General features: G+C 69.2%; 13 protein-coding genes. 3 read left to right on the top strand and 10 right to left on the bottom strand.

Annotation, left to right across the window (positions count from 1 at the left end; translation table 11 throughout):
• Nucleotides 1-420: 420 nt before the first annotated feature.
• Nucleotides 421-1,224 (top strand): helix-turn-helix transcriptional regulator, encoded by an 804-nt coding sequence (locus ACFOW8_RS10225; RefSeq protein ID WP_378549129.1) that lies wholly within the window; start codon nt 421-423, stop codon nt 1,222-1,224.
• On the opposite strand, the gene ACFOW8_RS10220 is transcribed toward ACFOW8_RS10225, so the two are convergent.
• Nucleotides 1,221-2,054 (bottom strand): alpha/beta fold hydrolase, encoded by an 834-nt coding sequence (locus ACFOW8_RS10220; protein WP_378549126.1) that lies wholly within the window; start codon nt 2,052-2,054, stop codon nt 1,221-1,223. The two genes, ACFOW8_RS10225 and ACFOW8_RS10220, sit on opposite strands and share 4 nt — an antisense overlap.
• A 217-nt stretch (nt 2,055-2,271) precedes the next feature.
• Between ACFOW8_RS10220 and ACFOW8_RS10215 the strand changes: the two genes are divergently transcribed.
• Complete coding sequence (locus ACFOW8_RS10215) at nt 2,272-3,168, top strand: hypothetical protein (RefSeq protein WP_378549123.1); 897 nt, start codon at nt 2,272-2,274, stop codon at nt 3,166-3,168.
• A gap of 103 nt (nt 3,169-3,271) precedes the next feature.
• On the top strand, nt 3,272-4,816 hold the full coding sequence (locus tag ACFOW8_RS10210) for an alanine/glycine:cation symporter family protein (RefSeq protein ID WP_378549120.1): 1,545 nt from the start codon (nt 3,272-3,274) through the stop codon (nt 4,814-4,816).
• Nucleotides 4,817-4,873: 57 nt separating this feature from the next.
• Here the strand turns inward: ACFOW8_RS10210 and mtnC are convergent, their stop codons facing one another.
• From mtnC to ACFOW8_RS10165, 9 genes are all read right to left on the bottom strand, one after another.
• Nucleotides 4,874-5,560: an acireductone synthase gene (gene mtnC / locus ACFOW8_RS10205; RefSeq protein WP_378549117.1), complete on the bottom strand. Its 687-nt coding sequence runs from the start codon at nt 5,558-5,560 to the stop codon at nt 4,874-4,876.
• A complete protein-coding gene (locus ACFOW8_RS10200) occupies nt 5,557-6,132 on the bottom strand; it encodes a 1,2-dihydroxy-3-keto-5-methylthiopentene dioxygenase (protein WP_378549114.1) in 576 nt (191 codons plus the stop codon). Before ACFOW8_RS10200 ends, mtnC begins: the two co-directional genes overlap by 4 nt.
• Nucleotides 6,133-6,135: 3 nt before the next feature.
• The gene (mtnA, locus tag ACFOW8_RS10195; RefSeq protein ID WP_378549110.1) at nt 6,136-8,028 is read right to left on the bottom strand and encodes an S-methyl-5-thioribose-1-phosphate isomerase; all 1,893 of its coding nucleotides are present in this window, start codon (nt 8,026-8,028) and stop codon (nt 6,136-6,138) included.
• Nucleotides 8,029-8,221: 193 nt separating this feature from the next.
• The gene (locus ACFOW8_RS10190; RefSeq protein ID WP_378549107.1) at nt 8,222-8,914 is read right to left on the bottom strand and encodes a hypothetical protein; all 693 of its coding nucleotides are present in this window, start codon (nt 8,912-8,914) and stop codon (nt 8,222-8,224) included.
• Nucleotides 8,915-8,967: 53 nt separating this feature from the next.
• A complete protein-coding gene (locus ACFOW8_RS10185) occupies nt 8,968-9,702 on the bottom strand; it encodes a hypothetical protein (protein WP_378549104.1) in 735 nt (244 codons plus the stop codon).
• Complete coding sequence (locus ACFOW8_RS10180; protein WP_378549101.1) at nt 9,702-10,079, bottom strand: hypothetical protein; 378 nt, start codon at nt 10,077-10,079, stop codon at nt 9,702-9,704. The genes ACFOW8_RS10185 and ACFOW8_RS10180 overlap by 1 nt, the downstream gene beginning before the upstream one ends.
• A 209-nt stretch (nt 10,080-10,288) precedes the next feature.
• Nucleotides 10,289-12,022 carry an NTP transferase domain-containing protein gene (locus tag ACFOW8_RS10175; protein WP_378549098.1) on the bottom strand — a complete coding sequence of 578 codons (1,734 nt, stop codon included), beginning with the start codon at nt 12,020-12,022 and terminating at the stop codon, nt 10,289-10,291.
• A gap of 1,371 nt (nt 12,023-13,393) precedes the next feature.
• Nucleotides 13,394-13,684, bottom strand: coding sequence for an MGMT family protein (locus ACFOW8_RS10170; protein ID WP_378549095.1), 291 nt, complete (start codon nt 13,682-13,684; stop codon nt 13,394-13,396).
• Nucleotides 13,684-14,475 carry an alpha/beta fold hydrolase gene (locus tag ACFOW8_RS10165; RefSeq protein ID WP_378549092.1) on the bottom strand — a complete coding sequence of 264 codons (792 nt, stop codon included), beginning with the start codon at nt 14,473-14,475 and terminating at the stop codon, nt 13,684-13,686. The genes ACFOW8_RS10170 and ACFOW8_RS10165 overlap by 1 nt, the downstream gene beginning before the upstream one ends.
• Nucleotides 14,476-14,494 lie beyond the last annotated feature (19 nt).

The following is a 14,494-nucleotide window of genomic DNA, read 5'->3' as shown; positions in this document are numbered from 1 at the left end:
CCGCTGTGAGCTGTGAGGTCGGCGAAATCTCGTGGTCACGGACCGCGATCGGAAGCCGCCCGGCGAATCGGTGCCGACCAGGGTGAACGCGGGCCGAACAGGCGCGAACCGGCTCGCGCGTGGTGTGTCGGGGCCGCCGCGGTGATGCTTACGAAACCGCCGCTTCTCGGGCGGTTTACATTTGTTTACACATGCGGAAGCCCCACTGAACAGCGCGGATGTGACGGCACGCACAGAATGGCGGCGTCGTTTCGCGGCGGCCGCGGGTCCGTGGCGCAGGGAGCCGATCGGATTTGCCGGTCGGTAGCCACAGGATCGTCGACGCGTCAAGATAAAGAAACGGCAACTTTCCCGTTCGGCGATTGGTTCGTGGTTGAAACGTCATCCAGGATGATTCCTGTGCAGACAGGGAGGGTTGCCGTGCTACCGAAATCACCGTCCGACGGTCCGGCCGGATCACCGAAGCCGCCGACACTCGGCGGATTGCTGCGGCGGCTGCGCGACGACCGCCGGATCTCCCGAGAGAAGCTGGCCTTCGCGGCGGGCGTCAGCTCGAGTTACATCACCCACTTGGAGAGCGGCGACCGGGCCCGGCCGACGCAGGTCGTGGTCGAGGCACTGGTGCGGTACCTGGATCGGATCGAGCCGGTGACCGATGTCGAGCGCAGGCATCTGTTCGATCTGGCCGGGCTCGTCCCCGCCGACAACCCGTCGGTCGAGGAGTTGCGGGCCGAGATCAACGACGAGATGCGCCGCACCCTCGCCCTGCAGGAGCCGAACCTGGCGGCATACGTCGACACGCGCTGGAATGTACTGGCGGGCAACGAGTCCTATCACCGCGCCTTCCCCGGTCTGGTCTCCGATGCCAATATCCTGCGCTGGTTCTTCGGCAATCCGCTCTCCCGCAAGGTGATGGTCGAGTGGGAACTCGAATCCAGCCTGACAGTGCATTGGCTGCGCGGCCTGATCGGGCAGCAGGGCGGTGGCGACTGGTCCGCCGAGCTGCTCGAGGAGCTGGCCGAGTACCCGGACTTCCGGCGGATCTGGGACGACGGCGACACCGTCTACGGCCGCGAGCACACCGCCATGCGACTGTGTGATCTGGACACCGGCGAGCACTACACCGTCGAGGTGCAGATGTTCCGCCTCGACTCCGTCGCCCACCCCGGCCGCATCCAGTACTACCTCGGCGTCCGCGGCCCCGCCGCACCGCCGGCCGGCTAGATCCCGGCGGCGACGATCGGCTCCGCCCGGCGCGAGGTGCTCGTTCCCACCAGCTCGAGCAGCGCGGCGGCGACCTGCTCGGGGTGGGTGACCGCACAGCCGTGACCGGCGCCGGGCACCGTGCGCACCGCGCCCGCACCCGGCAGCCCCGCCGCCAGCCTGGCCGACTTCTCCGCGGTACTGGTCAGATCGTGTTCGCCGCGCAGTACGAGCGCGGGCGCCCCGATCTCACCGAGGCGCCCGAGCACCGAATCGCGAGCGATCAGGCAACGGGCGGCCGGGTGGATGGCCGCGCGATCGTGGGTGAGCCAGCGGGTGATCCACCACCGCCAGATCTCCGGCCGGTCCCCACCGATCAGCTGCGGGGCCAGTCGTTCGGCCAGCGGCACCAATTCCCCCGTTCCGCACCATTCGTCGAAGAATTCCTCGTACCGGATTTCCTCGGTCCTGGTGCAGGCCCCGGCTTCGGTATCGAGCAGGGCGAGCGCGCTGACGCGCTCCGGTGCCAGCAATGCCATGCGCAATGCCGCGTATCCGCCCTGGCTCATTCCGCCGACCACCGCGGTCTCGGCGCCGATCGCGTCGAGCACCCGCAGCCCGTCCTCGGCCAGATCCCAGTAGTCGAAAGCGGGCGACCGCCCGTAGCCGGTGCGCCCGTGCCCGCGCGCATCCCAGGCGACGACGTTGATGTCGGTGTGCGCCAGGAGTTTCCGGACCGGATCGAACATCGATTCGTCCATCAGGAATCCGTGCGCGAGCAACACGGTGGGGCCGGACCCCGTGCCGGTGCGGAAATGAATGTTCACCGAATCGGAATACACGTAGGGCATAAACGCAACATATAAGCGTGGCAGGGTTTTCCGGGCGCCCGACGGGCATTTCTGGTAGCGCCCATTCCGTGTGCCGTCGGTGTGGTGACTGCCCTGGTGAGTGTATGTACCTCACGGGGAAGTCACGAATTACCCCGACCGGTGGACACGGCTGTTCACGACCGTTTGGATCGGAAGGGGAACGCACGGCTCGATCAGCACATTTCGGGGAGAACTGATGAGGGTGACGGAATTCGGTGACGACAGGCATATCTGGCTGGCCGCCGCGGGCGACGGCGTCTCCGACACATTCGCAGTGTGCGGCGCGGAAGGCAGGGCGCTCTGGTACGGCCCCTTCCTCGACGCCGACGTCGACCATCCGCGTGGCGACGGCGCCACGGCGCGGATGAGCGCGGCGGGGCGCGCGATCTGGCTGGCGGGCCGCGCCCGCGAGGACGCAGGCGTCGAGAAGGCCACACTGCACCTGTCGGTCAGCACCGACCTCGACGCTGTCACGCTGGCCTGCACCGCCTCGATGGCCGGTCTCGCCCTCGACCTCGTCGTCACCGACGACAACCCGGCCCTGGACTGGTGCCACGCGTTCGGCAGGCTCGACTGGACTGCGGGCCCGCTCACCGACCTCGTCGATCCCGCCGAGCCGACTCCGACCCCGGCGCTGCGGTCGATCACCGGTGGCCTCGACCAGCAGACCGAAGCACAGGAAGGGGCAGCAATGCCGAATCCGGAACTCGATCCCTACACCGAACTCCGCGCGGCGCTGGAGGGATTGTTGCTGCACGACGCGGTCGGGCTGGACGCCAAGATGCGGCACGCGATCGCCGCCGTCGTGCACCTCACCGTCGACGTGCCGCTCGGCCCGCCCGTCGACGCCGAGGAATTCCTCGGCCGTTTCGACGCCTCCTGGCTGGTGGCTTCCTGGCTCGGGCACGACACCGAACTCTCGCTCATCGCCACGCTGGCGGCAGGCGAGATTCCGGCGCTGTCGTGGTGCGAGCTGATGTTCACCACCACCCTCGCGCCGTGGTCGACGAGTCCGGTCGCGGCGCACGCCCGGCGGGTGTTCGCCACCGTCTCGCGCGGGAAATTAGGTGCGGTACGGGCCCAGGTGGGCTGACCTCACCGATTACTTACGCGAACTTTACGTACTTAGCAACTGTCTCGTTACATGGTATGCGACCATAGCTGGCGGTAATCACGGCTATGAGGAGCAGCAAACATTGGCTGAATTCTTGACCACGGTCAACGGGTACATCTGGAGTAACTCGCTGATCTATCTGTGTTTGGCCGCCGGTGTCTATTTCTCCATCCGGTCGCGCTTCGTTCAGGTCAGGCAGATCCCGGAGATGATCCGGTTGCTGCTGCACGGGGAGAAGTCCGCGGCGGGTGTCTCGTCGTTCCAGGCGCTGGCCATGTCGCTGTCGGGCCGGGTCGGCACCGGCAATATCGCCGGTGTCGCCACGGCCATCGCGTTCGGTGGCCCCGGTGCGCTGTTCTGGATGTGGGCGGTGGCCTTCCTCGGTGCCTCCACGTCGTTCGTCGAGTGCACCCTCGGCCAGATCTACAAGACGCGCGACCCGCTGACCGGTGAGTACCGCGGCGGGCCCGCGTATTACTTCAGCAGGGCGATGGCGCACACCAAGGCCGCGCCCGCGTTCAAGATCTACGGCTTCATCTTCGCCGCGGTGACGGTGCTGGCCTGCGGTCTGCTGCTGCCGAGCGTGCAGTCCAACTCGATGGCCGCTGCCATGAACCAGGCCTGGGGCGTGTCGGAGTGGGTGGTCGCGGTGGGCGCGGTGATCGTGCTCGCGTTCGTCATCATCGGCGGCGTCAAGCGGATCGCGGCCTTCGCCTCGGTGGTCGTGCCGTTCATGGCGGTCGCCTACATCCTGCTCGCCATCGTCATCGTGTTCGCCAACGCGAGCGAGCTGCCCGATGTGCTGACCCTGATCCTGCGCAGCGCGTTCGGTGCCGACGCGGCCTTCGGCGCGATCGTCGGTGCCGCCGTGATGTGGGGCGTCAAGCGCGGGGTGTACTCCAACGAGGCAGGCCAGGGCACCGGCCCGCACGCCGCAGCGGCGGCCGAGGTCTCGCACCCGGCCAAGCAGGGTCTGGTGCAGGCGTTCGCCGTGTACATCGACACCCTGTTCATCTGCACGGCCACCGGCTTCCTGATCCTGTCGACCGGTGCCTACCGGGTCTTCGAGGGCGAATCGGCCGATGGCAAGGTGCTGGCCGACGGCGGCATCCTGCCCTCGGACGTGGCTGTCGGTCCCGCGTACGCGCAGAACGCCGTCGACACCCTGTGGGGCGGTTTCGGCTCGACCTTCGTCGCGGTGTCGCTGGCGTTCTTCTGCATCACCACGATCATCGCCTACTACTACATGGCCGACACCAACCTGCGGTTCCTTGTCGGCAAGTACGCGACAACACCGATCCCGGTGCTGCGCGGCACCCTCGGCAGCAACACCACCCTGGTGCTGCAGGCGCTGATCCTGGTGTCGGTCGCGGCGGGCGCGGTGTCGACGGCCAGCGAAGCGTGGACCCTCGGTGACATCGGTGTCGGCCTGATGGCCTGGCTCAACATCATCGGCATCCTGATCCTGCAGCAGCCCGCCTACAAGGCACTGCGCGATTTCGAACGCCAGAAACGCGAGGGCAAGAACCCCGTCTTCGACCCGGTGGCGCTCGACATCAAGAACGCCACCTTCTGGGAGACCTACGAACCGGAGGCAGAGCGGACCAAGGCCACGGCCAAGTCCTGACCCGGCGATGCGATCGGCCCGGCTACCCGAGGTAGCCGGGCCGTCGTCTGCCCGTGGTCAGCCGAGTGGGTCGATCTCGGCGAACGAGCCGACCCACCGATGGGGTGCCCGCGGCGCGTTGGGCTCGCCAGGACGGTGAACACCGACCACCCGCCAGCCTGCCGCGCAGGCGGCATCGAGTTCATCGGCGTGATCGGACAGGAACAGGATGTCGGCAGCGGGACGGGCGATGCGCTCGGCGATCGTCCGATACGAGTCCGGCTCCCGCTTGGGGCCGGCCGTGACCAGGTCGAAATGCGCGGTGACGAGACCGGATAGATCACCGGAGTCGGCGAAGGCGAACCAATCTCGTTGATTGCGTTCGGATCCCGAGGAGTAGACGTAGAGCGGGATGCCCGCCGCGTGCCAGGCCGTGAGCGCGGGGACCACATCGGGGAAGAAGCGGCCGTGCAGTTCGCCCGCCCGGAACCCTTCGGCGCAGATGGCGCCCTGGGCGGCTTTGAGCGGTTCGGCCTTCACATCCGAACGCAGCCAGCCGATGAGGAGCTCGGCGACCCTGGCCGGGCCTGCGGTGGGCTCGCCCGCCAGCTCGCCGGTCTGCGTCAGCACCGGCGCGGCCGCGCCGGCGGCGTGTTCGGTCAGCCAGGTGGGCAACCGCTGCTCGGTGTAGCCGTAGAGGTCGTCGCGCACCGAGTCGGTGGGGCTGGTGGTGCCCTCGATGTCGAGGACGACGGCCTCGGTCACGGCGCGGCGAGCAGTTCGTCGAGGGTGGGGAACCTGGCACTGATCTTGTCGCCGGTGAAGTCACCGATCCAGCCGTCGGCCTCCTCGAAGAAGCGGATGGCGACGAAGTCGGGACGGGTGCCCATATCGAACCAGTGCAGGGTTCCGGCAGGCACGGCGAGCACGTCGCCCGCCTCGCACACGATGGCCAGGACCTCGTCGCCGACATGCAGGTAGAAGCAGCCGCGCCCGGCGGCGAAGCAGCGCACCTCGGCCTCGGCGTGCCGGTGCTCGTCGAGGAACTTGGCCCGCGCGTTCGCCGCGGTGGCCTGCCATTCCGGGTTGTCGTCGTCGGGGTGGATGCGGACGATATCGATGTGCTGGAACCGGCCCGATTGGTTCACCGACGCGATGCACGGTGCGTAAGAGGCCAGGAGCAGGTCGGAATCGACACTCGCCGCGTCGTCGCGGGTCTCCCAGCGGGTGAACCCGACACTGTGCTTCTCCAGCTCGGCGTCGATCTCGTCGAAATCGCTGGTGCGCACCCGGATCTCGGCGGCGTTGTCGGCGGCCATCACTTGCAGCAGGGTCATGAACTATCCGATCTCGAGTGGCGTGGCAGCGGTGCGCCCGGTGCGGGTGATCAACTCGCACAGGGCTTCCAGACATTCGGCGCGATCCCGCGCCTGGGTGAGAGTGTCGCCCCAGGCGGTGATCCCGTGCCCGTGAATACACAGAACCGGTGGGGCGGAAGGGTTTTCCCGCAGGTAGGTCTCGATGTCGGCGCCGATACGCGCTACCTCGGTCCAGTTCGGGAACACCGGAACGGCCACCTCGGACGGATCGGCCAGCCCGAACCCCTTGAGCAGCTCGTATCCGCTGATCGGCAGGGTGGTCACGGCGTCACCGGGGGTGGTGGCGGTGGTCGCCAGCGCGGTCGCGAACGGTGAATGCACATGCACCACCGCACCGGCCGCCCTGGTCCGGTAGACCGCCGTGTGAATGCTGGTCTCCGCGGAGGGCTTCCGGCGCTGACCGGGCCATGGCATGGTGTCGGCCACCGTGACGAGCACCGTATCGTCTTCGCGCAGCGCGCCTTTGGACAGCCCGCTGCCGGTGATGAGGGCGTCGTCACCGATCCGCACGGAGATATTGCCCGCGGTGCCCGGCATCCAGCCACGGTGGTGGAGCTGACGGGCGATGGTGGCGATCGCCGCGCCCTTGCCTCGGATCTCCCGCGCCATCGTGCCGGTCACCCGCCGGTAGCCCGAACCGGAGGTGGGGGCAGGCGCGCCCGCGTCGGCACCGGCAGGCGCGCCCGCGTCGGCACCGGCAGGCGCGCCCGCGTCGGCACCGGCAGGCGCGCCCGCGTCGGCACCGGCAGGCGCGGCCGCGTCGGCACCGGCAGGACGATCGTCCCCGGTATTCGGGTCGCGGGGCGAAGCCGGGGCGCGCTGTGCCGGGGCTGGTTCGGTTGCCACTGCCGCCGCTGACACCTCCGAATTCTGGTAGATCACACCGTTTTCGGTGATCACCGCGGTGATCAGATCGGCGGGAGTCACGTCGAAGGCCGGGTTGAACACCTTGGTACCAGCGGGCGCGGTGGCGACCCCGCCGAACCTGGTGACCTCGGACCCGATCCGCTCCTCGACAATGACCCGCGCCCCGGTGGCCATGGTGGTGTCGCGGGTCGATTCCGGCGCGACCACCACGAACGGGATGTCGTGGTGCCGTGCCGCCAGCGCGAGGGCGAAGGTGCCGATCTTGTTGGCGACATCGCCGTTGGCGGTGATCCGGTCGGCGCCGACCAGCACCGCGTCCACCTGCCCGGTCGCCATGGCCCATGCGGCCGCGGAATCGATGGTGAGCCGGTGCGGGATGCCCGCCTCGGCGAGTTCCCATGCGGTGAGCCGAGCGCCCTGCAGCAGCGGCCTTGTCTCGCCGACGAGCACGTCGGCGACCGCGCCGCGCTGGTGCAGGATCCGCAGCGCGCCGATCGCCGTGCCGAAGGCGCTGGTGGCCAGCCGTCCGGTGTTGCAGTGGGTGAGCAGCCGCAGCGGCTGCTCACCGCACAGTTGCTGCACCAGGTCGGCGGCGTTGGTGGCGGCGGCCAGGTTCACCCGGCCGTCCTCGGCCAGCAAGTCGAGCGCCTCGGCCAGCATCGCGTCGGCGCCGTCGAGAATCCGGCTCCGCACCCGCTCGACCGCCCAGGCCAGATTGACCGCGGTCGGCCGTGCCGCGGCGAGCCGATCGGCCTCGAGCCACACCGAGCCCACGTCGCCGGGGTTCGCCCGTGCGGCGAGCGCCACCCCGAACGCGCCGGCGATCCCGATCGCCGGAGCCCCACGGATCGCCAGCGTGGCGATCGCGCCGATCACGTCGTTCACGGTGCCGAGCCGCAGCTCGCGCACCTCGTGCGGCAACCCGCGCTGGTCGATGGTGACGAGCACCCCGTCGTCCTCGTCCCAGGTGAGCGAGCTGTCGTCCATCGGCGTCCTATCTGCGATCCAGTCGTGCCCGGTAACGGTATCCGACCAGGTCCGAGCCGCAATTCCCGGTCCGGGGATGGCCGTCTACCTGCGCAGGACCCAGAGCAGCCGATGAAGCCGAGGACCGTCGCGCCGGGGCCGAAACGCGGACGAGCCGCCGGAGGTCCTCCGGCGGCTCGTCGGTGCGGGTGGATCAGTGCTGGCCGGGGCGGCGCTGCTCGCGCCGATCTTCCTGGCCCGCTCGCGTCATGCCTTGTGGTTCGTCGCCCATCTGCTCCTGTCGCTGTTGCTGCTGCTGCCGCGACATCTGCTTGGGCATTTTCTTAGGCGCCTTCTTCGACTTGTCAGCCATCTCCACACGGTCCTTTCCGAGGGATAGTGTTTCGCCTAACGCGGATACGATAACCAGCGGAAATGCGGTGCGATAGAGGCGTGCGGAAAATGATGTTCCGACCGGCCGGAATTCGGCGTGTTCATTGTTCGGGAATTCGATTCCCGAACAATATTTGACGAAGCATGAAACGTGGAAATCGGTCGCCGTACGAGGTGGAAGGCCGATCCGCCCTACCACGGGAGCATCGTGGCCGCGAGTTGTCGCCGCGGAGGGTCGTCCCCGGCACCGATCACCCGTGGCACCACCGGTGATCTCGCCGATCCCGGTCGGCAGCTCGCCGTTGTCCTGGTCTGGTAGGCGAAAGGAGCCGGCGCCGGACGATATCTCTTCCAGCTCACTGACCGAACATCCCACGATCTCTTCCGCTGACGCGACCCCAGAAGTCGGCAATTGCTGACGCAGGTGTTGCGTGTCTTCGGCATTCCTGTCATTACTCACTGGTTCGTTCACCTGCAGGACTGTGGCAAAGTTGCGGCCATAGAAGTCATCCACCGCTCATTCTCGAGTTGGCTTCCGTTGCCGCACGCGGGCGTCGCGGGCGACGGCTACCGACTCGCGGCACCACCGGTGTCGGCAGTCTCGCTGTGGTTCGGCGTGCCCGTCGTTCCGCCGGAAGTGGACGAATCTCCACTGTCATCGACGATCTTCGGCGCTGTCGGCATGAAGGGGACCCCGGTGTCGGACTGCATTGCGGCCTGTCCGTAGACAGTTCGCAGAATGCGCCGAGCTTCTTGCTCCGCCTCGTCCCCTTGGTAGTCCCCGAGTTTCGTCTCGCCATCGGCAGGCAGGGTCTTGTCGGTCAGCGTCGGACGCTCGGTGAGCCCTGGCATCAACGTCTGGGTCTGTTCCAGCCCCGTTTTCATCTCCGCGAGCTTGAGACCGACGGCCAGGGCTGCCGCGGGCAGCGACGCCGACTGCTTCACGTAGTTCCCCACCGCGGCCACGGCCGCACTCGCCGCCTGCCCACCCCACCCGTCGGGCCCGGTGCTGACGGCCTCGAACGCGGTGTTGAACGTCTGCAGCGTCGTCGAGAGATCACTACTGATCTTCGACCACACCTCGGACGCGCTCTGGACCGTGCTCGGCTTCATCGCGGCGACCGCGCTCTGCATCTCGGCCAACGTCAAATGGTCGAAACTGTCGTCGGTTCCGGTGAGATGGTTCGGTTGAGTCTCACCGGCGAAGATCGTAAAGAACTGGGCGAGATAGATCCCGCTCCGCTCCTGATTCCATAGTTCCTGCGCGGCAACAACTCTTGCTCGGTAGCTTTCGTAGGTCATCAGTTCCCCCCGAGACCGTCCAACTGTCCAGCGTTGTAGGTGTCTTGGGCCTGGAAGTTGGCAATCGCCTCGAGGACAACTTCTTTGGCTGTCGTAACGGCCTCGATGTGCTTGTCGATGGTCTCCTCGAGGGATCGGTCACCACCGGACGCGGTGCGGGAGAACTTCTTCTCCAGGATCTTGCTCGAGTTGAACGACCCGAACCCGGCGACCTGGTCCACCTGCCGAATCATGGCGCGCACGTCCTCGAGCGCGTCCAGGTGATCGTCGCAGACTCGCGCGAGATTCGCCCCGACTGCCGGATCGATCGTCAATTGTCCCGCCGTCGCCCGGCCTTCGAGATTCTTCCACTCGACGGGGTCGATGTTCGGAATCACTTCCCCCTCCCACCGTCCTGATCCCGGCCCGTCCCCAGACCGCCTCGACCCCGAACCAGGGTTCTGGCCGGTCACTATACCGGACCTCCAGATGCCCTGATCAGGCCAAATCTCCGTCCCCTCCGGCCGGCATTCTCCGCCACCGCGGGCGACATCCATCGGGGAGGTGGATGTGATTTCCGCTGGTCGAAGTTGGCTGGTGCTCGAGTTCAGCGGGGGAGTGGCAGGAATTCGACGGTGGTTCCGTCGGGGGCGTTCGGGGGGACGATGACGAGGCCGTCGCGGTTGATCAGGCCGGCCAGGTGGGCGGTGCGGACGGTGCCGTCGCCGAGCCAGCCGCCTTCGGGGGTGTAGCGGGCAGGGGCGACCCGCTGGACGGGGCCCGTGATGGCGGCGGCGTTGTGCAGTGGACCGTGGATACCGCGAGGCGTGGGGGCGGCGGTGCGGGCGGCGACGATGGTGGGTGTGAGGGCGAGCAGGACGGCGACCGCGGCGAAAGGATTGCCGGGCAGGCCGAGAACGGTGGGGCCGCTGGGGAGTTCGGCTACCACGGTGGAACCGCCGGGGCGCATGGCGAGGCGCGGGACGACCAGCCGTGCCCCGGCGCGGGTGAGGGCGGCACGCAGCTGGTCGGCGGCGCCACCGCCGGTCGCGCCGACCACCAACAGGAAATCGAAACCCGCGGTGGCGGTGAGCATCTCGTCGAAACCGTGGGCGGTGTCGCGCAGATGGACGCGGTCGACCGTGTGCACGCCGAGCCCGGCGAGAAGATCGGGCAGTACCGGGCCGATCGAGTCGCGGGTCTGGCCGGCCTGCAACGGGCCGGTGCTGCGGATCTCGTCGCCGGTCATCACGATGCGGGCCCGCACCGGGCCGCGGACCAGCGCGGAGGTGATTTCCACCGAGGCTGCGGCCGAACGGAGCGCGGTGGTAACCGGGGTGCCCTCGGGGGCGAGTAGGTCGCCGACGTGCTGGTCCTCGCCGCGGCGGCGGATGTCCGCGCGGATCGGGGTATCGGGCGTGCGGGCCAGTTCGTCGCCGGTGATCGCGGCGAACTCGTCGCGCAGGACACTGCTGGTGCCGTCGGGGACGTGCGCGCCGGTGGCGATGCGCACCGCCTCGCCTGGGAGCAGGCCGACCGGCCTCGCGCCACCGGCGAATCCGATATCGCGGCGCAGCCGCCACGGGCCGTCACCGCACACGGCGTAGCCGTCCATAGCCGACACGTCGAACCGGGGCAGCGCGCCCGCGGCGACGATGGGGGCGGCGAGCGCGGCACCGGGGACCTCACCCAGCGCTGCCTCGTACGGGACGAGCGGAGACAGCGCGGCGCCGATCGCCTGCCTGGCCTCGGTGAGCGTCAGCGGGGCCGAGGCGAGGTGCTCGCGGGCGCGGCGGACCGCCTCCTCGGTATCGCAGTCGGCGGTGCCAGGAAGCTCCACCAGGGTCGTCTCGGTGGGCACGATCGCCTTCATCGGCTGATTCACCAGCGCGTCGAGCCTGGCGAGCGTGGCCGCGAGCGCATCGCGGCGCCACACCCCGACCAGATACTGCGGACGACCGGAACCGTCGATCGCGAAAACCGCCTCGGTGGTGGATTCGTTTGCCCGGCGGAGCAATTCGGTGACGGTGTCGGCGGTGAGGAAGGGGAGATCGGCGGCGAGAACGACGATCCACGGCGCAGCACCCGCGCCGAGCGCGCTCATGCCGGTACCGATCGCGGCCACCGGGCCCGAACCCGGCGGGACCTCACGCACCTGCTTTATCCCGGTGTCGAGCTCCGGGCGGTGCGGGCCGACCACCACGATCTCGCCGCAGCCGCGCACCGCGGCCAGCGCCGCGTCGAGCATCGAACGCCCGCCGATCACGATCGCGGGTTTGTCCACCCCGCCCATCCGGCTGGCGCGGCCACCGGCGAGCACGATCGCGTCGGCGGAGGTCATCGGATTCGGCGTAGGGTTGTCGGCACGAATGTCATGCTAGCGGGGTATGGCATCGCGGTTCGAGCCTCGGACGGCGATGTCGGCGGGTGATCGTGGTCGGCGAGGGGTGTGGATGTCCGGGGCAGGTCGTGGATCGGGACAGCCGACGTTGATCGGGGACGTCGTCCGCGGGATTCTGGTCGTGCTCGTCACGCTGGGTGGGCTGTTCGGCGCGGCCGGGGTGGTGGTCGGCCTCGTCGAGCGGGAGATGGCTCTGCTCGGGGTGTACGTGGTGTGGTCGCTGGTGTTCGCGATTCTCGGCGGGCTGGTGTTCCTGTGGATCAAGTCCTCGCGGACGCCGCGTCGGCGGTGGGTGAGTCCATCTGGTGGACACGGGATTACGCCCTTCGCGCCGCAGCGGCTCGCTCGGGGTGGACCCGATGGGCAGGCCGGTGTTCCGCCGGGATTCGCGGTCGGTGGTCCGGCCGAGGCCGGGGCGCGTCAGGCTGGACGGGCCCGCCCTGTGTCCGGGCCCGCAACGGCGGTGCCCGGAGTTGTTCCGCACGCGCGGAATGCGGTCGGGGGAACCCCGCGAGCGCACGTGTCACCGGGTGCCGAGGTGGATGGTTCGGGTTCGCCGCTGGTTCATGGTGCTGTTCCGGTGGCGCCGCGTGTCCGAGATTCGGTCGGTCCGGCCGGCTCGCGCAGGCCGCGGGATGAGCCTGCGGTGGACTCGGCCGCTTCGACGGATGCCCGGAATGCGGCACGGAGTGGCGCGGGTTCGGGGGGACGTGCCGACGCCCCTGATAGGCCGAGCTCGGCTGGACTCCCGCCAGGCTCCGAGTCGCGCCCCGTGTCGGCGCCGTCCCCACGTGGGGTCGGGCCACGAACTCCGCCGTCGGCGCAGACACAGGTGGACAGTCTGGTCCGGCCACCCGTCACTCCGCCCGCCCGCCCGGTGGCACCGTCTGATCCGAGGCCCGGCGTTCGTCCGGTGGGTCCAGGGGACCCCACCGTGACGTCTTCCGGTCACCCGGTGAATACCGGGTATTCCGTGCCGGGGCGAGCGCCTGTGCCCGCCGCGTCTCCCTCGGCGGAAACGCAGGCGGACAGCATGATTCGGCCTCCCGTCACACCATCGGCGCGCCCGGTTGGTCCCGGCCCACACCCGGCTGTCCCCGGCCCTCGGCCGGTCGGTCCTGCGGATCCGACGGTCACCGCCCGTGGTCGCGGGCCGGCGCCGACGAGTCGCCCGATCGCCCCCTCCGACCCCACCATCCGGCAACCGCACTCGGACGAACCGCCACTGGACAGCTGATCATCAGGCGTTGGTGGCGGCCGCGCCGCGGCGATTCCCGGCGGCGCTCCTGGTGATCGGCCGTCCAGGTGGGCTCAGAGGCGGGCGGTGCGGAGGTCTACGCGGCCGTCGGCGATGGGGACGCCCTCCTCGGCGAGCAGCCGGAGCTGGCGGGCGGCCAGGTGCGGGGAGGGGCGGCCGGAGGCGCCGATGACGCGATGCCACGGGAGGTCGGCGGAGTCGGTACGCATGATCCAGCCGACCGTGCGGGCCGAGGACAGCCCGGCCGCCTCGGCCAGGTCGCCATAGGTGGTGACCCGACCGACCGGGATCGCGGCGACCAGCGCGCGCACCCGTTCCACCTGTTCCTCCGTGGTCGCCGCCATTACAGGAAGGCCGTGATCAGGGCGGCGGACTCGGCGGGACGCGCCTGGGCCACCATGTGGTCGCACTCCCAGACCTCGACCGTGAGCCGGTCGCCGAGATGCCGCCGCATGGCCGCGAGGAAGTCCGCCGTCACGTACGGGGGCGCCACCTTGGCGGCACGCACCACGACGGTGGGAAGGTCGGCGGGCGGCAGCACGAACGGGCGAGCCAGCTGGCCCCAGTACGAGGTGATGGCGGGTAGCGCGATCCGCCAGCCCACCCGGCCGCCCCCGGTCGGCACCAGATGCTCGGCCAGTTCCCGTTCGAGCAGGGCGGGGTCGACCTCGTCGGGTGCCCACGCGCTGTGCTGCTTGTCCGATCTGGCCTCGGCGATATCGGTGTAGTCGGGGGAGGCCAGATTGGCGACCGCGATCTGCTCGATGAGCTTCGGGTCGATGCCGATCGCCGGGTCGAGCAGGACGAGCGCACGCACCAGCTCGGGATGACGCCGCGCCAGATGGATGCCGACCGCGCCGCCGAAGGAATGCCCGGCCACCACCACTCGGCCCGCGGCCTCGGCGCGCACCAGCGCGGCCAGATCGGCCACGATCGTCTCGAAATCCCACGGTGGCAATGAGCTGGATCGGCCGTGTCCACGCAGGTCAGGAGCGATCACGCGGGCGTGCGGGAGATGTTCGGTGGCGAGGGTTTCCCAGCGGTTGCCATGGCCGGTGAGGCCGTGCAGGGCGAGCACGACGGGTCCGTCGGCGGGGCCGAAGCGGTGCACATGTAGCGGAGACACGACTGCCATTCTGGCCGGTCGCGAGGGG

Source organism: Nocardia rhizosphaerae, assembly GCF_042650365.1.
GTDB classification, from domain to species: Bacteria; Actinomycetota; Actinomycetes; order Mycobacteriales; family Mycobacteriaceae; genus Nocardia; species Nocardia rhizosphaerae.
The sequence above is the reverse complement of the archived record's forward strand: the minus strand, read 5'-3'. Positions and strand labels throughout refer to the sequence as shown.

Coding starts and splice junctions, on each gene's coding strand:
- mtnA (WP_378549110.1), bottom strand. CDS start 8,028: ATGGACGACAGCTCGCTCACCTGGGACGAGGACGACGGGGTGCTCGTC.
- ACFOW8_RS10185 (WP_378549104.1), bottom strand. CDS start 9,702: ATGACCTACGAAAGCTACCGAGCAAGAGTTGTTGCCGCGCAGGAACTA.
- ACFOW8_RS10165 (WP_378549092.1), bottom strand. CDS start 14,475: ATGGCAGTCGTGTCTCCGCTACATGTGCACCGCTTCGGCCCCGCCGAC.
- ACFOW8_RS10175 (WP_378549098.1), bottom strand. CDS start 12,022: ATGACCTCCGCCGACGCGATCGTGCTCGCCGGTGGCCGCGCCAGCCGG.
- ACFOW8_RS10200 (WP_378549114.1), bottom strand. CDS start 6,132: ATGACCCTGCTGCAAGTGATGGCCGCCGACAACGCCGCCGAGATCCGG.
- ACFOW8_RS10215 (WP_378549123.1), top strand. CDS start 2,272: ATGAGGGTGACGGAATTCGGTGACGACAGGCATATCTGGCTGGCCGCC.
- ACFOW8_RS10170 (WP_378549095.1), bottom strand. CDS start 13,684: ATGGCGGCGACCACGGAGGAACAGGTGGAACGGGTGCGCGCGCTGGTC.
- ACFOW8_RS10220 (WP_378549126.1), bottom strand. CDS start 2,054: ATGCCCTACGTGTATTCCGATTCGGTGAACATTCATTTCCGCACCGGC.